Annotated in this window: 20 protein-coding genes and 1 tRNA gene; 12 read left to right on the forward strand and 9 right to left on the reverse strand. The window is 52.3% G+C overall.

Going from position 1 to position 18441, the window contains the following annotated elements:
• Positions 1-58: 58 nt before the first annotated feature.
• Together GXP52_00415 and GXP52_00420 are read right to left on the reverse strand one after the other, a co-directional pair.
• The gene (locus GXP52_00415; GenBank protein NOY85750.1) at positions 59-601 is read right to left on the reverse strand and encodes a DUF4236 domain-containing protein; all 543 of its coding nucleotides are present in this window, start codon (positions 599-601) and stop codon (positions 59-61) included.
• A gap of 307 nt (positions 602-908) precedes the next feature.
• Positions 909-2027, reverse strand: coding sequence for a Fic family protein (locus GXP52_00420; protein ID NOY85751.1), 1119 nt, complete (start codon positions 2025-2027; stop codon positions 909-911).
• Between the two features lie 512 nt (positions 2028-2539).
• Between GXP52_00420 and GXP52_00425 the strand changes: the two genes are divergently transcribed.
• Positions 2540-3694, forward strand: coding sequence for a pyridoxal phosphate-dependent aminotransferase (locus GXP52_00425; GenBank protein ID NOY85752.1), 1155 nt, complete (start codon positions 2540-2542; stop codon positions 3692-3694).
• Positions 3691-4314 carry a hypothetical protein gene (locus GXP52_00430; protein NOY85753.1) on the forward strand — a complete coding sequence of 208 codons (624 nt, stop codon included), beginning with the start codon at positions 3691-3693 and terminating at the stop codon, positions 4312-4314. Before GXP52_00425 ends, GXP52_00430 begins: the two co-directional genes overlap by 4 nt.
• Before the next feature lie 8 nt (positions 4315-4322).
• Here the strand turns inward: GXP52_00430 and GXP52_00435 are convergent, their stop codons facing one another.
• Positions 4323-4592: a winged helix-turn-helix transcriptional regulator gene (locus tag GXP52_00435; GenBank protein NOY85754.1), complete on the reverse strand. Its 270-nt coding sequence runs from the start codon at positions 4590-4592 to the stop codon at positions 4323-4325.
• Positions 4593-4734: 142 nt separating this feature from the next.
• Between GXP52_00435 and GXP52_00440 the strand changes: the two genes are divergently transcribed.
• The gene (locus GXP52_00440) at positions 4735-4953 is read left to right on the forward strand and encodes a hypothetical protein (GenBank protein NOY85755.1); all 219 of its coding nucleotides are present in this window, start codon (positions 4735-4737) and stop codon (positions 4951-4953) included.
• A gap of 142 nt (positions 4954-5095) precedes the next feature.
• Here the strand turns inward: GXP52_00440 and GXP52_00445 are convergent, their stop codons facing one another.
• From GXP52_00445 to GXP52_00460, 4 genes are all read right to left on the reverse strand, one after another.
• A complete protein-coding gene (locus tag GXP52_00445) occupies positions 5096-5320 on the reverse strand; it encodes a twin-arginine translocase TatA/TatE family subunit (protein NOY85756.1) in 225 nt (74 codons plus the stop codon).
• Between the two features lie 76 nt (positions 5321-5396).
• Positions 5397-5810 carry a response regulator gene (locus GXP52_00450; GenBank protein NOY85757.1) on the reverse strand — a complete coding sequence of 138 codons (414 nt, stop codon included), beginning with the start codon at positions 5808-5810 and terminating at the stop codon, positions 5397-5399.
• A gap of 14 nt (positions 5811-5824) precedes the next feature.
• The gene (gene rplC, locus GXP52_00455) at positions 5825-6505 is read right to left on the reverse strand and encodes a 50S ribosomal protein L3 (protein ID NOY85758.1); all 681 of its coding nucleotides are present in this window, start codon (positions 6503-6505) and stop codon (positions 5825-5827) included.
• Positions 6506-6793: 288 nt separating this feature from the next.
• A tRNA-Sec gene (locus GXP52_00460) sits at positions 6794-6891 on the reverse strand.
• Positions 6892-7125: 234 nt separating this feature from the next.
• On the opposite strand from GXP52_00460, the gene GXP52_00465 reads away from it, so the two are divergent.
• The 6 genes from GXP52_00465 (at position 7126) to GXP52_00490 (ending at position 12159) form a co-directional block, all read left to right on the forward strand.
• On the forward strand, positions 7126-7818 hold the full coding sequence (locus tag GXP52_00465) for an amino acid racemase (GenBank protein ID NOY85759.1): 693 nt from the start codon (positions 7126-7128) through the stop codon (positions 7816-7818).
• Between the two features lie 200 nt (positions 7819-8018).
• Complete coding sequence (locus tag GXP52_00470) at positions 8019-8660, forward strand: GNAT family N-acetyltransferase (GenBank protein ID NOY85760.1); 642 nt, start codon at positions 8019-8021, stop codon at positions 8658-8660.
• Complete coding sequence (locus GXP52_00475) at positions 8657-10108, forward strand: phenylacetate--CoA ligase family protein (GenBank protein ID NOY85761.1); 1452 nt, start codon at positions 8657-8659, stop codon at positions 10106-10108. The genes GXP52_00470 and GXP52_00475 overlap by 4 nt, the downstream gene beginning before the upstream one ends.
• Before the next feature lie 132 nt (positions 10109-10240).
• A complete protein-coding gene (locus tag GXP52_00480) occupies positions 10241-10615 on the forward strand; it encodes a VOC family protein (protein ID NOY85762.1) in 375 nt (124 codons plus the stop codon).
• Between the two features lie 91 nt (positions 10616-10706).
• Positions 10707-11246, forward strand: coding sequence for a DUF1697 domain-containing protein (locus tag GXP52_00485; GenBank protein NOY85763.1), 540 nt, complete (start codon positions 10707-10709; stop codon positions 11244-11246).
• 316 nt (positions 11247-11562) lie between these two features.
• Positions 11563-12159 (forward strand): hypothetical protein, encoded by a 597-nt coding sequence (locus GXP52_00490; GenBank protein NOY85764.1) that lies wholly within the window; start codon positions 11563-11565, stop codon positions 12157-12159.
• Between the two features lie 105 nt (positions 12160-12264).
• Here the strand turns inward: GXP52_00490 and GXP52_00495 are convergent, their stop codons facing one another.
• A complete protein-coding gene (locus GXP52_00495) occupies positions 12265-13023 on the reverse strand; it encodes a Fic family protein (protein ID NOY85765.1) in 759 nt (252 codons plus the stop codon).
• A 356-nt stretch (positions 13024-13379) separates the two neighbouring features.
• Here GXP52_00495 and GXP52_00500 point away from each other — a divergent pair, with 356 nt between their 5' ends.
• From GXP52_00500 to GXP52_00510, 3 genes are all read left to right on the forward strand, one after another.
• Complete coding sequence (locus GXP52_00500; GenBank protein NOY85766.1) at positions 13380-13625, forward strand: helix-turn-helix transcriptional regulator; 246 nt, start codon at positions 13380-13382, stop codon at positions 13623-13625.
• Positions 13625-14887 (forward strand): type II toxin-antitoxin system HipA family toxin, encoded by a 1263-nt coding sequence (locus GXP52_00505; GenBank protein NOY85767.1) that lies wholly within the window; start codon positions 13625-13627, stop codon positions 14885-14887. Before GXP52_00500 ends, GXP52_00505 begins: the two co-directional genes overlap by 1 nt.
• A 320-nt stretch (positions 14888-15207) precedes the next feature.
• A complete protein-coding gene (locus tag GXP52_00510) occupies positions 15208-16335 on the forward strand; it encodes an ATP-binding protein (protein ID NOY85768.1) in 1128 nt (375 codons plus the stop codon).
• A gap of 690 nt (positions 16336-17025) precedes the next feature.
• On the opposite strand, the gene uvrA is transcribed toward GXP52_00510, so the two are convergent.
• A partial coding sequence (gene uvrA, locus GXP52_00515) for an excinuclease ABC subunit UvrA (GenBank protein NOY85769.1) occupies positions 17026-18441 on the reverse strand: 1416 nt, incomplete at its 5' end.

Here is an 18441-nt window from a genome sequence, read left to right on the forward strand (position 1 = left end):
ATACAATCATTATTGCGCTAAAAACTCATTCCATGGTCTCTGACACCGGGGGTATGCGCTACAGCCCCAACCGGGCGGCCACGTCCCCATAGTCGGGGTCATCGGCGTAAAGCTTCTCGAATTCCTTTCGCGCCCGTTTGCGCTGACCCATCTCCTCGTACACGAGGGCCCGTTCGTACCTGAGCGCCATAAAGCCGGCGAGGTACGCTCCGTCGGCCAGGTGGGCCGCCTGTTCGAGGTGCTCAAGCGCCTTGTCTTCATCCCCCAGGACCAACTCCCGGCAACCGTCCACCAGGACTTCCTCGTCGTCCGGTGTGATGAACCGTTTGAAGAAGCCAAGGGTCAGGCGGCTTTCCGCGCTGACCTTTGGGACGGCCGGAGCGACGTAGGATGCGTTTTTTCCTCCGCCTGACCTCCCGCCTGTAAAAGTCGAGGTGTAAAAGAGCCCCGTTCCCGGAATACCCACCGTGGCCCGCTTGCCGCGGGACCCGACGGTGAACTTCGCGCCGCGTGGCCCGAACGAGAGGGACCCACCCGCTTTGCTCAGGTTCATGGTCACCCCCGGTGCGATCTTTACTCTTCTCCAGAAACGAAAAGCCATGCCTTTTTAACCGTATTCCTCTTTAGTTTCTACGAAATGGCTATTGTAAAAATCCAGCTTGCGCCGAACGGCCCTGTTCCCTGCCCGGCGAACTGTTAAGAATTTCTTGACAGTTGCTTCCGTAAAGCCCAGCCTGATTCAACGACGCTTTCAATGACTTCTTAATTCCACCACGGTCTCTGACACCGGGGGTATATGCTCCATCCCCATCCCGATGTTGTGTCTCATGGAATAGCTACACAAGGCATTGCTTCTCATATTATTATATTAATAATAATCAAATGCCTTTTTCGGTAATCCATGAGAATCAAAATGCATCGTATCCATCTGCTATGTTTAACAATTCAGTATACATGAATATTGCCGCAGTTCTTCCCTTTGCCTGGCGGATGTCTTTCAATATGCCATTTTTTTTCAATACACTGAGAATCCTGAATGCAGTTGGTTTCGGAATGCCTGCCGACCGAACAAAATCTGTACTTTTAAAAATAGGCCGCTCGAATATCCAGTCCAGGGCGAGAATGGCATATTGGGAATGGGTCAGATCCACAAATTTCGATTTCATCTGCTCATAAAGGTTCAAAATATCCCCGGCCTTACGCTGGTTTTCGTTGGCCTGTTCCCGTATAGCCTTCAGAAAAAAAATGCACCAGTCTGTCCAGGCACTTTCACTTGATACTCGCATCAGCCGTTCGTAATATTCATCACGGTGGGCTTCCAGATACGCACTGATATAGAACATGGGGCTGCTGATCATTTCCGCCTGGTACATAAAAAGCGGAACCAGCATGCGCCCCAGCCGGCCATTGCCATCCAGAAAAGGATGCAATGCCTCGAACTCGGCATGGATAATGGCAAGTTGTATCAGGCGGTCCGGCGCATCCGCATGCAGGTATTTTTCCCAGGAACTCATGGCCTTCGGTAGTTTATCTGCGGAAATCGGCACAAACCGCGCCTCTTCGATGGAGCATCCGGGGGGCCCGATCCAGTTGGGCGTTTTGCGGTATTCGCCCGGGGATCTTCCATGACCCCTCACACCGGTCAATAAAATCCGATGTGACTCTTTAACTATTCGCTGACAAAGGGGAAGATCTTTCAACATGCTTTCGGAAGTCCGCATGGCCTGGCGATAGTTCAGAATTTCGTGGATGTCGGCTGTGCGTTCCGGAGACAGTTTATCCGAGTCGCCTCCGGCTTCATATTCCAGAACTTCTCCCATGGTTGCCTGGGTCCCTTCAATGCGGGAGGAGAGAACCGCTTCCCGGGTCGTCAACGGGCTGAGCAATACGGAGGCATTGGGAACAGCCGACAATATCCCATCGTACCGGGCTACGGCAGCGCTGGCCGGCCCGATCAGGGGAATCAGATGCTCCCATTCAAGTTTTTCAGGGGGGAATCCGCCTTCATGATAATAAGCAGGCGCCATTTTATTTATCTCCTCTATTCTCAAAGAAATCCACTTTAACCGATGCCGGTTTTCTGTGTGCCAACCGGGAAATCTCCGGCCAAGACGAAGGGGAGGTTATTGCTCATTGGTCACCCCCGGTGCGATCTTTACTCTCCTCCAGAAACGGAAAGCCATATCAGATTCCCTTTCTCCCTGTCAGCAGTCCTTGGTGGACGTTCTTTCCCTCGCTGGACCCAGGAACCAGGACGCGGCGGTAATCCCTTTCGTTGACACCACTCCCCACCGTAACGTACCATTATATATGAGTCCAGAGTCCAGAGTCCAGAGTCCAGCGAAGGGCAAGGCAGAAGCGGAGACGCGGGGAGGTATCGGAGTATCGATGTGTAAAAGCATTGAGGTTTTCTAGACCCCAGACCCAAGATCCTAGACCCTGCTTTCAGGAACCCGAGGAACGAAAGCTCCGAGCACGTTGAACCATTGAACCGTTGAACCTTTGAACCTTTCTTTTAATGTCATTCAAGGGAGACACCATGTCCCGTGAACCATCGAAACGGTCCCAGAAGCTGCCGCCGTTTATCGTGATGGATGTCCTTGAACACGCCCAGGAGCTCGAGCGTACCGGGCGTTCCATTATCCATATGGAGGTGGGTGAACCGGACCTCGATACGCCCTCGTGCATAAGGGAAGCCGCGATTAGGGCCCTCAGGGACGGAGAGACGCACTATACCCACAGCCTCGGCCTGATCAAACTCAGGGAGGCCATCTGCGAGCACTACGATCGCCGGTATGGCGTTTCCGTCGGTCCGGACCAGATTGTTGTCACATCCGGCACCTCTCCCGGCCTTTTTCTGGTCTTCGCGGCGCTTCTGGAACCTGGAGACGAGGTTGTGATGACGGATCCTCACTACGCCTGTTATCCAAACTTCGTGTCTTTCCTCGGCGGCAGCCCCGTGTTTACCACCGTGACGGCGCAGGGCGGTTACCAGTTGGACCTTGAAGATCTGGGCCGTAAACTTGGTTCAAGAACCCAGGCCATCCTTATCAATTCACCTGGAAATCCCACCGGGGCCGTCATGCCCCCGGAAACCCTTGCGAAGGTAGCTTCCTTGGGACCGCTGGTGATATCTGACGAGATCTACCATGGCCTGGTATATGGAGACAGGGAACACTCCATCCTGGAGTACACGTCGGAGGCCTTTGTCCTCAACGGTTTTTCCAAACTCTATGCCATGACGGGGTGGCGCCTGGGCTACGTCATCGTCCCGAAACGGTTCGTGCGGCCCATGCAGAAGATTCAGCAGAATTTTTTTATTTCCGCGGGCTCCTTTGTCCAGTGGGCCGGTATCGCGGCCTTGAAGGAGGGAGGAGAGGACGCCCGACGGATGGTTGAAACATATGGAGAGCGGAGAAACCTGTTGCTGAAGGGCCTGAAGGAGATAGGTTTCCAGATCCCTGTCGATCCACAGGGGGCGTTCTACGTCCTCGTCGATACCCGCCATCTTGGTGATGACTCCTACCACCTGGCTTTTGATATACTAGACAGGGCCGGGGTGGCTGTAACACCGGGCATCGATTTCGGAGCTGCGGCGGAGGGACACCTCAGGTTTTCCTACACCAACAGCCTGGAAAATCTCAGGAAGGGACTGGACCGCCTGGAAGATTATGTGAGGGGGAGGGATATATGACAATCTTCAGTTATGGAAAATGGAATTCATGTCGAGGCCTGGCCTGTCTGGCGGCTCTGGCCATGGTTTTTACTCTTTCGTGCGCATCGAAACCTGTTAAAGACTACCGTCTGGTCGCCCAGGGGAGCCTTTCGGCATCCCGTGTGGTGATCGTCAACGGAGTGAAAGTCGCTGCCGTTTACCTTGACGAAAAACATCTGGCGGAAACGCTACGGGAAAAGGGATACGAGAGATTATCCAACACGCTGCAGGAACTGCCCCTGGATTATTTTCTGCTCACCATTACCAACGGAGCTTCACTCCCCGTAGACTTCAACCCCCGTGAAGCCAATCTTATGGATGGCGGCTGGAACAACCTGTCTCCCGTTGATTTTTCTGATCTATATATGCTCCTTCCACCGGGCTCGGGCCGAAAGACGGTTCTGCAGGACCTTCAGAAACTCACCTTGAACAGGGTGGTCAGGATAAAACCAGGCAAGACGCTGGAGGGAATGTTCCTGTTCCAGCGGCCGGAATCCATGGGAAAAAATGTGATCCTGGCGCTGGACGGATTCTACCTTGACGGGAAACCGCTGACGGTGGTGCTCACCTTCAACGCCATCTCCCGGGAAGGGGAGTAGCCTGAAATTCAGGAATTCTGAAGCAGGGAGAGGATCTTCAGGGCCTTTGGGTCCTTGATGCAGTAGATGGAATGCCCCCCCTCCCGCCTGAGGGACAGGATGCCCCGGGACCGCAGAATTCCCAGGTGCTGGGAGATGTTTGACTGTTTCAGGTTCAATTTCTCCCCGATGTTGGTGACGCAGCGTCCTTCCTTCTGCAGCATCTCCAGAATGCTTATGCGTGTGGGGTGGGCGAGTGCCTTAAGGTACTCCGCCTGGGTTCCTCTATCCTCTTCCATGCCGATATCCTCCGCGGCGCTCCAGTTACCCCTTCAAGACAGGCCATCGTGAATTTTCGATTTGCGCGCCCTTAAGTGAGTGCATTGATGACTTTGCGAGAAGTCATTAAATTTGTGGACCATCCTGGAAATGAGTACCTGGATGAGGACCGTATCCCACCATTTGTCATCGCGCCTGTCCCGCCATAGCTCGAAGAGCGACGGCGGAAGCTGTAACCCATGCGACCTGTCCGCCATAGCCCGTAGGGCGGACGGCGGAAGCGATCCCATGGCGGCCGGAGGCGCCGTGACGGCCTTTTCAGCTTTGCACGGGATTGCCGCGCCTATGGTTTCACTCGGGCTCGCAATGACAGTAAAATAATAAAGGTACGCATTAACCGGATGAACTGAATTTGTTTATCGTGATAATGTAATTATTAGAATATGATAATGCCTGTGTCAATAGAAAACCACGCCCGGGGCGTGGTTTTCTACATCGTTTAAAGGATGGATGAAGGACAAAATCAGGATTTGCTGTTTTCCTTTTTGCCCTTTTCGCTCTCTTCTCCCTCGTCGATCTCCTTCTTTTCCGGGGTCACATCGATCTCGTCTTCTCCAGATGTGGCTTTCTTGAAGTTTTTAATGCCCTTCCCAAGGCCGGCTCCTATTTCGGGCAGCTTTCCCGCCCCGAAGATGACGAGGACGATAACGAGGATGATTACCAGTTCCGAAACACCGAATCCAAACATCTTTTTCCCCCTTCTTTTTCCGCTCACCCGGGGACATGTCGGAGCTCCCCGACAGTCTTCCAGATGGAAACCCTCCCTAAGAAGATGTGGCTACACGTTGGACCAGTCCAGGCAGTTCATCAGGCGGGGTGGACTTGGAAATGTGCACTACCTTTGAAAACCCCTGTTGAGTGCCGCTCTCCCGGACAGTTCCTCCACTTTCCTTGACTGTTGAACTGTAGACGACAAGCAAACCTTCCTTCCTGTTGGGAAGACCCTTCACGGACATGAGAAAACGGGTTCCGCCTGATTGGGACATGATCCTGTCCAGAATGACTACGTCCGGTAAAATCTTCCTGTACAGTACGAAGCCCTCATTGCCGTCAGGCGCCACAAAGGTTCTGTATCCCTGTTCCCGGAACGCGTCGCTGAGCGTGGCCCTGTAAAACTCCTCGTCGTCGATTATGAGAATAACGGGTTTGCTGCCGGGATGCAACTGTGAAGGGGTCATGATGCGCGGAGGGGCTATTCTTCCCCCTGGTCCTCATTCTCGGGGGTATGACGTGGAGCCTGGGGTTTCTTCATGGCGTTTTTGATGATGAGCAGACCGTTTTTTCCTCCGGGAACAGGGCCTTTGATGGCAATGAGGTTCTGATCTTCCCGGACGTCCACCACCTGGAGGTTCTGAACCGTCACGGCGTGATTGCCCATCCGGCCGGCCATCTTGGTACCTTTGAAGACCTTGGCGGGATACGCCGCGGCGCCGATTGATCCGCCACCCCGTTTGCTCTCATGGGTGCCGTGGGATGCCTTGAATCCTTTGAAACCGTGCCGCTTCATAACCCCGGCAAACCCCTTTCCCTTGGAGGTGCCGGTGACGTCGATTAAGTCGCCCGTTTGGAATATCCCGGCGGTAATAACCTGCCCGGGCTTAAAGGACTCCGGATCGGGAACCCTGGCTTCCCTTAGATGTCTTTTCGGAGTGCTTTCGGATTTGGCGAAATGCCCGAGATCGGGCTTGTTGGTCCGCTTTTCACTCCTGTCGTCAAAACCGATCTGGATGGCATTATAACCTTCCTTTCCATCGGTCTTGACCTGGGTTACGGTGCAGGGTCCTGCCTGAACGAGGGTTACGGGAATGATGTTTCCCAAATGATCGAAGATCTGGGTCATACCCAGCTTCTTTCCCAGGATCAAGGTGGTCATCTTGTGTGCCTCCATTGACTATCTTATCCGCACTCGACCGCGGCGGATGTTTTAGCGGGAGGGGTGTCTTGTTACATGAAAAGGGGGTCTGCGTCAAGCCTCCCGAAAACCCGAATCCACAATGTTGATGACTTCGCAAAAAGTCCATTCGTGGCTTTTTGCTCTACGGAAAGTGAAAAGCGTCGTTTTTACTTTCCTCACAAATCAATGACTTACGTGGTAGGTCATTGATTTGGGCGCCCCAAGCGGGGCGCGTTGGGGACTTTTTGCGACTCTGTCAATGTTACATGGCGGAAGTGCATGGGAATCGAACCCACCGTCCCGGGTTTTAACCGGGACCACTGGATTTGAAGTCCAGGAGGGCCACCAGTGCCCTAGGCACTTCCAAGGAGAGAATATCCGCCGTCCGGGCTGGTGTCAAGAGTAACCCAGCGTCCAATGCCCGCCACGGCGTAGTCCACAGGACGAAGACGGGTTCAACGGGGAAAAAGCAGGTCATAAGCGAGGGATAAGTAAAATGGTCTAACAGGTAAGCGTCTCAAAATCATTGACAAATTTCGTACAGTGAAATTAATCTTGGGAGAAAATGTTCAATAGTCTCCTTTTGCGTGGGGTGTTTAATGAAAAAAATTGGAATTATTGGCGGACTGGGACCGGAATCAACTATCGACTACTATAAGGGAATTATTAATGCCTTTCGGCAACGAGAGGTCGGTTTGGCTGCCCCGGAAATCGTAATCTACAGCGCGAATGTAACTAAACTTCTGGAATTGCTTGAATCCAGGAAATGGGATAACTTGGCTAGTTGGTTGATTGACATGGTCAACGCACTTCACAAAGCAGGTGCGGAGTTTGCTGTAATTGCTTCCAACACACCGCATATAGTCTTTAATGAGGTAAAATCGAGATCTCCTATACCTATGCTGAGCATAGTTGAGGAAACATGCCGAAAGGCTGAAAGCTTAGGGTTAAAGAGACTCGGCCTCATGGGCACAAAATTCACCATGAAATCCGATTTTTTTCAGAAGCAATTTCTCGATAAAGGGATGTCGGTAGTCGTTCCCAAAAAAGATAATCAGCAAATCATCCATGATAAGCTCATGTCTGAAATTGAGTTGGGCGTTATAAAAAAATCAACCAGAGAGGAGCTCTTGTCCATAGTCAAACAAATGATAGACAAAGATTCTATTGAAGCCTTGATCCTTGGTTGTACCGAACTTCCCATGATTCTCAATAAAGACGAATATGGCATCCCCTTTCTAAACACAACTGCTATTCACATCGATAGCATAGTGCGATATTGCATTGAATAACAGGGAAGTTGAATGACCTCAAATCACTGGAAACAGAGCCATTCCACTTTATGATGGAAGGGTCGAGAATATCTCGGTCACGGTGGATGGAAACGAATATTGTTATGAGGATTACAAGGGAAATTTCAACCTCAAATTCGAACCGCACCCCGTCTGGAAAGGACACGTGGAGCGGGATTGATCAATCCGGATTATTACCCATGAATATCGTTCAGACCATAAGAAAAACTACCAGAAACTACCGGGACCATGGGTTGGGAATAACTGTTTCGAAAGCTTCACGGCGCCTTATCAGTTTCGCCTATGAAAGGCGGATCTATAGAATTTACAGGATTCATCTCGACAATCATCCAGTAATGCAGCATGACGACAAAGGCTTTACATTCCGCCTGGTTCAACCCGAAGAACATGAGCTCGTGAAACAGATCGAGGCGATGGAGGAATGGATCGAGGGCAAGGTCGCTGAAAAACTCCAATCAGGTTCCATCTGTCTCATTGCGAAGAAGGATGACCGGATGGCAGGTTTTAACCTTGTCTCCTTCGGAAGCGTGTTCATGCCCGTAGTGCAGATGAAAAGGACCTTTCGACCATCGGAGGCATGGTCCGAGCAGATCACTGTCAGCAGAAATTTCAGAGGAAAAGGCCTTGCTACCCTTCTACGTTATCATATCTTCGATGAACTGAAGAACAGAGGGATCAAGAGATTCTACGGCGGTACCCTGCTCTCAAACACCCCAAACCGAAAACTGTCCCGCAAGGTTGGCTTTAACGGGATAGCGGACATATGTTACAAGAAATCCATTGCTGAACGAACATGGACTTTTACCAGGGTAAACGGATGAAGCCGGCAAGGAAATTAAATGAATTTCTGGTTGGCAACCTTCTTTTTCCGGCCACCAGCAATCTTTTTAACCGTAAAAAGATCCTTTCCAACTACAGGGCATTCAGGAAATCTGAATGGTATTCCCCCGAGCGCTTAGCCGAGATCCAGACCGATAGCCTGAAAAGATTGGTCGATTATGCCTACAATTGGATCCCTTTCTACCGAACCAGGTTCGATGATATCGGCATGAAGCCCGGAGACATCAGAACCCTTGAGGACATCAGTTCCATCCCTCCGGTAACCCGGCAGGATGTCATCGAACATCATCACCTCATGGTGGACAAACGGTTTGTCAAGTCGGCTCTCTTTGCCGATCAGGGCTCACGGAAAGCAGGCGCCCCTATCCCCTTCGCTCCACTCAGGAAAAACCGTCTGGTTCGCAACACCTCAAGCGGCTCTACCGGCGCTCCGACAGTCTTTTACGAGGATGGTTCCCGCACCGCGATGAACTGGGCTCACGAACTGCGGTTCAGAAACTGGTTTGATATCGGCCCGGGTACCAGGGAAGCCCGTTTCGCCAGATTGTCCACCGATTTTATGCCCAACAGCCGTGATTTTTTGTTCCGGAAATATTTCTGGAACCAGCTGGTCTTGCCCGGGCTCAACCTTGCGGAGGAGGATTACGACATATGCCACAGGAGCCTTATGGAATACAGACCCGGGGTATTCTGGGGATCCACGTCCGCTCTCATCGGTTTTGCCCGGTATGTCAAGGACCATGAAATCGACTTTGCCCCTTACCGACCGGAACTGATCATTACCTGGGCAGCTCCAATGTACGAACACGAGGAGGCACTTATGAGGGAAGTTTTTCAGTGTCACGTAACGAACATTTATGGAGCACGGGAGGTAGGACACATTGCCTGCCGATGCCCTGAGGGGAGTTACCATATCAATCAGGAGGTCCTGCTGGTTGAGCAGGAAGAGATTATGTCGGATGGTCATGGCGCTGGAGAGATCCTGGTCACGACCCTGGACACGACGATCATGCCCTTTATCCGCTACCGGATGGGGGACATCGGCAGGGTCTCCAGAGACAGAGACAAATGTTCCTGCGGGAGGACCCTCCAGACGCTGGAGAACCTCCTGGGCCGCACGGGTGAAGTTTTTACCACAAAAGATGGCCGCATGATCTCACTCATCTTCTGGTGTGATGCATTCATGAACCCGGCGCTCAGCGAAAAGATTGTCCGTTTCCAGGTGATTTACAAAGCCAACGATGACATCAGGATAATACTCGTCAAAGGTAATGGTTTCAAACAGGATACGGAAAATGAACTATATCGGTTCCTCCGGGACAACTTCAGTGAAGATATAAAGATCTCTTTCCAGTATGCTGATGAGATCAAACCACGAATTTCCGGAAAATATCAGATGGTTGTCAATGAAATGGAGACCCGGTCATGAGAGACGCGAGAGTGGGGCTCCAGGGGGGCACCTGACATTTTTCCGCTAAACCCCAAAATGCAGGTGAACTCAAACCTTATGTGCCAAAAAACAGAGACAGAAGGAAACTAAATTGGCTAAGGGGTTCAGAAAATGAAAATTTACGAAGTTCTTACCAGGATTTTCTTAAATCCTGAAGAGATAGATAGCACTATTTCCTTCTATGAAAATCTTTTTGGACAAAAATGCAAATTACGGTTCAAATATCCTGAAAAAGGACTTGAACTAGCTTCAGTTGGTTCATTCTTGCTGATTTCAGGTTCAACAAATCACTTGAAACCATTCAGAGATACAAAAGTAACCTTATTGGTTGATTCAATTGATGATTTAAAGGAATTCCTTCAGGAACAGGGAGCAACCATATTGGAAGAACCGAAATCGGTCCCTACGGGAAGAAATATGCGAGTAAAGCATATAGATGGCTTGGTCGTTGAATATATTGAACACAACGCAGCAGATTGCCCATAACAACAGCATCAACTCGGACTGCCGATTCCGCTGCGCTTCATCGCCATCCGGTTGTGCTGGGCATTATGTGCTTTAAGGTATAGAGAGAAGCATGAAATATATTTCGATACTTCGTGGGATAAACGTCAGTGGGCAAAAGAAGATAAAAATGATCGAGCTGAAATTATTGTATGAGTCATTGGGTTTTCAAAATGTGGTGACTTACATTCAGAGTGGTAATGTAATATTTGACGCAAGTGATAAAAATAAATCTAATATAAAAACGTTGATAGAAGAAGCTATAGAAAAGAAGTACAAATTTCATGTGTCTGTAGAAATTCGTACAAAACGAGAGATTGGGAACATTATTAAAAATAGTCCTTTTGGTCCTGTTGATCTAGTAGAAGATGGTACAAAGGTATTAGTAACGTTTCTATGCACTAAGCCGGATAAAGTTAAGATTTCAAATGTACTGAACTATGTTGTTTTACCCGAAAAGTTGGTTGTTAAAGGGAAAGAGGTATACCTATATTGCCCTAATGGCTACGGGAAAAGTAAGCTGTCAAACACCTTTCTCGAGAACAAACTAGGGGTTAAGGCTACCACTAGAAACTGGAAGTCAGTGCATAAAATATATGAATTGTTAGTGTAGCGTAAACGCACATAACCAGGCGCTCCAGCGGACAGCCGAAAGTGGAAACAAGGCCTAACAAATCGTTCGTTGGGACGCAGCGCCGCAACGCGGCTTGCGCCCCACAGCTCAGGCGATTAGCCAGCCGGGCGCGGCGATGGCAAGCAGAACGATGAGAAGCAGTAAGAAGGTGCTCGACAACTTGTGGACCTCAACGCCTCAATCGGCCGGAATTTTGAAAAATGGAGACTTGGCCGCTTTGCCCGACGCGGCGCGCCGCTACTTGCAGCACGCGATTGTTGATGGCACACATTTGGCAACCATAGTCCGCTTGCGCATGCACGGCGAAATCAAGCTTGGTCGTTGGCTACCCTTTACTGCTGAACAGGTCATCCATCGCGATCGGGGCATGCTATGGTGCGCTACGGTTCGGATGTTTGGTCTGCCTGTTCGAGGCTTCGACAGCTATCTGGATGGCCAAGGCGAGATGCGCTGGAAGATGTTGGGTCTCATCCCGATCGTTACCGGCTCCGGACCAGACATCAGCCGGTCGGCACTGGGCCGTCTTCAGGCTGAACTCGTGTGGTTACCCTCCGCGCTTTGTGGGCCTGAAGTGTCATGGACATCGTCTTCAGAGTACCAGACTCAGGCGGAGTTTCATTTACACGGTCACGCCGCAACGTTGGAACTTGCGGTGGATTCAGTTGGTCGCCTTCACATGGTGAAGATGATTCGCTGGGGCAATCCGTCTGGCGGAGCCTATGAATCGTTGCCTTTCGGGGGAATCGTGGAAGATGAGTCGAGGTTCGGCGGATACACTGTACCTAGTCGCCTTCGTGTTGGCTGGTATCTAGGTACAGAACGCTTCGATACCGAGGGGGACTTTTTTCACGTTACTGTCGATGATGCCGTGTACCGGTGCGGGCGGCGTTAACTGGCATTGGGGCACAGGCGAAGCGAATGATAGAAAAAGAAGTCACGTTTCAATCAGGGAACATCACCGGGGTTGACACCGGTCGGTAATACCTTGCCTTGCCTTCTAATGAATGATTTCCCAGCGAGCGCCTCGTCCCCTGCCGGCAAGCCGAATCTTGCCTTGTTTTTTTTGCTCGGCGAGAATTTTCTTGATCAACTGTGTGCTGGCTGACGGCAGTTGGGCCGCAAGGTCTCCCAGAGTGAACTGCTCCACCTGAGCGAGGATAGTCTGCCTTACCAAGTCGCTCTTGGCGGGACGGGCCTCCGTCGATTCCACCTGTCGCTCGAACTCCTTATAGGCAAGTCGCAACACGCTCAGGAAATAATTCCACCACGGCATAAGTTCATTCTTTCCTTCATGCCATCCCTGCGAACATTCAGCCAGGACGGCATAGTAATCTTCCTTGCTTTGCTCCACCAGACATTCCAAACTGACATACCGCGCTACCTGGAAACCATGTGACTGGAGCAAGAGCGTTGTAGCCAGTCGTGAAACGCGTCCGTTCCCGTCGCGAAATGGATGGATGCATAGAAGATCGAAAACGAAAGTGGCGACAATTAAAAGCGGTGGAACGCGTTGGTCGTCACAGGCTTCCCGATAATTCCAGCAAAGCGCATCCATGATTTTCGGGGTGTCTTTCGCGGACGTGGGAACAAACCTGATTTTTCTCTCGCCGTTCGGCAGAATATCCATGATTTCGTTATCCCGCTTTTTCCATTCACCCACATCGCCGGAAGAACCTCCCTGAGCGAAGGCGTGAAGCCGCTGAATGACCGCCGGTATGACCGACACCTTGCGCTTCCGCGAGAAAATCCAGTCCAAGGCCTGCCGATACCCTGCGAGTTCCTCTTCCGAGCGGTCCCGTGGCCTGACCTTTCCCCTCCGTCGTAGGCTTCGGGGGACAAGTCGCCGTACCTGGTGCCGAGGGACTGAGCGAGGGGAACACTCCCCACCGGTTCATCAGGGGACTGATGCTTTCGGAATAACGACGAAACGCGGTGCGCTGGGCAATTGAAATACCACGCAGCCTAGGTGCCAGAGACAGGTAGGTGAGTAGGGGCGTAAGGGAAAACGAGGGTCGCCGTAGATAAATGTTACCGATCGGTAACATAAGGCTTCCTTTTTAATTTTATACGTGTTATTTACCCGTACGGTAACATTTATGGAAAGGGGTAGGTATGAAAGATCAAATTATCCCGTACGGGACCATAAGCTCATCGGAAGAGTTGGGTTCCATGATAAGATACAAACGGAAATTGGACGGTTTGACCCAGTTTGAGGCCGCTTCCTTGTGTGGTGTCGGAAGGCGTGTTTTAAGTGAAGTCGAGCGTGGAAAAAAATCCGCTGAAATCGGGAAGGTGCTTCAGATCATTTATGGCCTCGGCCTGGAACTCAGCGTAACACCCCGCAGGAGCAGATTTTGATGAAAGCGTTGTCTGTTTATATGGGGTTGGAGAAGGTGGGGCGCCTTGAATGCGACGATAAGGGTCGATTCGGCTTCCAATATGATCCGAAGTGGATAAGTAAGGACAATGTTCCACCTCTTTCACTCTCCTTGCCGCTGCGTAAAGAAGTATATGATGACGAATCAGCAAGGCCGTTCTTCACAAATCTGCTTCCAGAATCTGCGTTGAGAGAGGCTGTGGCGCGAAAACTTGGGATCTCCCCCAGAAATGAATTTGCTTTGCTTGCGGCATTGGGTGGTGAATGTGCCGGTGCGGTTTCTTTGCTTCCTCCCGATACCGATCCTGTGGCTGACGGTGACTATCGTGAACTGTCCGAAGATGAACTCCATAAGATTGTCAGGGAATTGCCCAACCGTCCTTTTCTGGCCGGGGAAGAAGGAATCCGTCTTTCCCTTGCCGGCGCACAGGATAAATTGCCTGTTTATATGAAGGGCAACAGGATCTTTATCCCACGGGGATCGTTCCCCAGCTCCCACATTCTGAAGCCGAATATCAAGGGCATCGATGGTAGTGTCCGCAACGAGGTGTATTGCATGGCTCTTGCGGCTGAACTGGGGCTTCAGGTTCCATCAGTCACAGTAAAAACAGGGTTGGATGAGTTGTTCGTCGTTGACCGTTATGACCGCTGTCAGGACGAAAGCGGAAATGTTTACCGTTTGCACCAGGAGGACTTCTGCCAGGCGTCAGGTCTCGTGGCTGAAACAAAGTACGAAACGGAGGGCGGCCCATCGTTTGCCGATTGTTTCAAAGTTCTCGAACAATATTCGACCAGTCCTGCCCTTGACCGAAAGAAATTACTGGAATGGACAGTGTTTAATACACTGATCCATAATGCGGATGCCCATGCAAAAAATATCTCGCTTCTGCTGTTGCCTGACGAGATAAGGCTGGCTCCGTTTTACGACTTGCTGTGTACAAAAGTATATGAGGGTGTGAGTGAAAAGCTTGCCATGAAAATTGGTGGAGAAAATCGACCGCAGTGGATTCAGTTGCGCCATTGGGAACGATTTGCCGAGGCAGTGGGAATCGGCTCGAAATTGGTGATTAAAACAGTCAGTGATTTGACCGGGCGGATCAACTCGGCAGCAAGAGAAGTGGCGGATGCACAGAGCAGGATCTGGGGTGATGCCCCCGTTGTTCATAAAATTCTGCGGGTTATCGCAACGCAGGTCAGGCATGTTGAGCAAACCCTGCTCCAGTATCCAAGATCCGACATCTAACGTCCAACGTGACAAAACAGCTAGACCCCAGACCCTTGATCCTGTGTTCCAGCCCAGGTGTCAGAGGCAGGTAGGTGAGTAGGGAAGTATTGAGGTATCGAGGTATAGGCCGATAAGGGATAAGTACCTGGTACCTGGTACCTGGTGCCGAGGGACTGGGCGAGGGGAACACTCTCCGCCGGTTCATCAGGGGACTGATGCTTTCGGAATAACGACGAAACGCGGTGCGCCGGCAATTGAATTACCATGAAAATCCTTCTTGTAATACACGATTTTCATGGTAATATGGCACCGTGGTCGAGCGCAAATCCATACTACACATGCTCAAAAGCGCCCTTTCCCGAAGTCGGGTCGTGGTGCTGACGGGGCCACGCCAGTGCGGCAAGACGACGCTGGCGCGGGAACTGCTTCCGGAGGACTCCGTCAATTACTTCGACCTGGAAGATCCATCCAATCTGGCCCGACTGGATGAACCCATGACTGCGCTAAGGCCTTTGACCGGCCTGGTAGTGATCGACGAGGTGCAGCGGCGTCCTGACCTCTTCCAGGTTCTGCGCGTGCTGGTGGACCGCAGGGAGAACCTTGCGCGTTTTTTGATTCTCGGCAGCGCCTCGGGTGACCTGCTGCGTCAGACATCGGAGAGCCTGGCCGGAAGGATGGAACGAGTGACCATCGGCGGCTTTTCCTTGCAGGAACTGGGCGCCGAAGCGGAGCAATCGTTGTGGCTTCGCGGTGGTTTTCCGCTTGCATGGCTGGCCGACAGCGAAATCGACAGCATTGCCTGGCGCAAGAACTTCATTCAGACCCTGTTAGAGCGGGACTTCCCGCAGTGGGGGATCCGGGTGCCTGTCACCGCCTTGCAGCGCTTCTGGACCATGCTTGCCCATTATCACGGGCAAACCTGGAATGCCGCCGAACCGGCTCGTGCCCTGGGCGTGAGCGAATCCACCACCCGGCGCCATCTTGATCTGCTGACCGATGCCTTTATGGTCCGCCAGCTTCAGCCCCTTCACGCCAACTTGCGCAAGAGGCAGGTAAAGGCGCCGAAAATATATGTCCGGGACAGCGGACTCCTGCACCAGTTACTCGGCATCGACTCGCTTAAAGGCCTGCTGACCCACCCGAAAGTGGGAGCTTCGTGGGAGGGGTTTGTCATCGAACAGGTGTTGATGACCGAATCGTATGACGAGGCGTTCTTCTGGGCTACCCACCAGGGAGCGGAGATCGACCTTATTCTGAGGTGCGGAAATGATCTGTTTGGCCTGGAGTGCAAACGCACCGACTCACCGCGTCTGACCCCTTCAATCCGTAACGCCCTTTCTGATCTGAAATTGAAACGTGTAATCGTACTCTATCCCGGTACAAAGCGTTTTCCTCTTGAGCGACGGGTGGAAGCCGTGCCGCTGCAGGACCTCGCAAAAGGCAAATCGATATTCAAAAGCGGCTAGGACTAACCACGGACGAGTATCCTCGCGTCTGGACCACTTCCCAGGACCGGCCCCCGTACTCTCAGCTTCCAGGATTCCCGGTCACTTTCAATTCGAGCAAGCCCGGTGTCAGAGACAGGGGTATCGAAGTAAGGGCGTAGGGGAGTATGGGGGCCCTCCTGGTGGAAGCGAAATTATACTTGCCCCTTATTCAATCGGTTAATGCGTACCTTTATTATTGCAGTCATTGCGAGCCCGAGTGAAACCGTGGCGCGGCAATCCCGTGCGGCTTGTCACGGCGAAGTCGAAGAACGAAGCCGGGAGCTGAAACGGCCATCACGGCGCCCTCCGGCCGCTACGGGATCGCTTCCGCCGTCGCCCTACGGGCTATGGCGGACAGGTCGCATGGGTTACAGCTCGCGATGACATTCTTTTGCTCCATGTCCGCTTTTCCACGTTGGGCTTTGACATAGTCGCAAAAAGTCCATTCGCGGCTTTTTGCTCAACGGAAAGCGAAAAGTGTCATTTTCACTTTCCTTACAAATCAACGACTTACGTTGCAAGCCGTTGATTTGGGCGTCCTCCCCGGACGCGTTGATGGACTTTTTGCGAGTCCATCAACTTTGGACGTTGGACCCGTCTTATTCCTCTGGACTCTGGACTTTCGACCCTTCGACAGGCTCAGGGCAGGCTCTGGACTTCTGGTGAGCCCTAAGTGCCGGCCAGTACTCTGCCCAGAAACTGCCCGGTGCAGGACTCCAGGCATTGAGCCACCTCTTCAGGGGTTCCCGATGCCACCACCGCCCCGCCGCGGTCACCCCCCTCCGGTCCAAGGTCTATGACGTAATCGGCGGACTTGATCATCTCGAGGTTGTGTTCGATGACGATCACCGTGTTGCCTTTTTCCACGAGATTGTTGATTACAGCGAGGAGCTTGACCATGTCATCGAAGTGAAGGCCCGTGGTCGGTTCGTCCAGGATGTAGAGCGTGTTTCCCGTGTCCCTCTTGGATAGCTCCCTGGAGAGCTTTACGCGCTGTGCTTCACCCCCCGAGAGGGTCGTGGCGGGTTGTCCGAGGCGGATATATCCCATCCCCACCTCCTGCAGGGTTTTAAGCCGCCGTGCGATGGCCGGAACGTTGGCGAACAGCTCCGCGGCCTGGTTGACCGTCTTCGACAGGACCTGGGAAATGTTTACGCCCCGGTAGGTAACCTCCAGGGTTTCCCTGTTGAACCGTTTGCCTTCGCACACCTCGCAGGTCACCTGTATGTCGGGGAGAAAGTGCATCTCGATTTTTTTTACGCCATCGCCCTGACAGGCCTCGCAGCGGCCGCCTTTTACGTTGAAGCTGAACCTTCCGGGCTTATAACCCCTTACCCTTGACTCGGGGACCTGGGCGAACAGTTCCCTGATGGGGGTGAAGGCGCCGGTATAGGTCGCAGGATTGGACCGGGGAGTCCTGCCGATGGGCGATTGGTCAATATCGATCACTCTGTCAATGAACTCGGCCCCCTGGATCTTAGCGTGGTTCCCCGGCCTGGGGGCGGAAACCGCGCGCCTTCTTGCCAGAGCGCGGTAGAGGGTGTCGATAACCAGGGAGGATTTTCCCGAACCGGACACGCCCGTGACGCAGGTAAAAACGCCGATGGGGAAATTGACGTCAATGTTCCGGAGGTTGTTGTGCGTGGCGCCCGTAACCTTCAGACTTTCTCTTACACCGGGCCGCCGCCGTGTCTCCGGGACGCCGATGGACATCCGGCCTGAAAGGTACTTGCCTGTCAGTGAACGGTCTGAGGCCATGATGGTTTCAGGCGTTCCCGAGGATACCACCTCTCCGCCCAGGATGCCGGCTCCGGGCCCCATGTCGATCACGAAGTCGGCCGCCCGGATCGTCTCCTCATCGTGTTCAACCACAATCACGGTATTCCCCATGTCCCTCATCTGCATCAGGGTTTTCAGGAGGCGGGTGTTGTCGCGGGGGTGAAGTCCTATGCTTGGTTCGTCCAGGATGTAGAGGACCCCCACGAGGCTCGAACCGATCTGGGTCGCCAGGCGAATCCGCTGTCCCTCGCCTCCGGAGAGGGTTCCCGATGCCCTGTTCAAGGTGAGGTAATCCAGGCCCACGGC

It is taken from the genome of Deltaproteobacteria bacterium (genome assembly GCA_013151915.1).
GTDB lineage: Bacteria > BMS3Abin14 > BMS3Abin14 > BMS3Abin14 > BMS3Abin14 > BMS3ABIN14.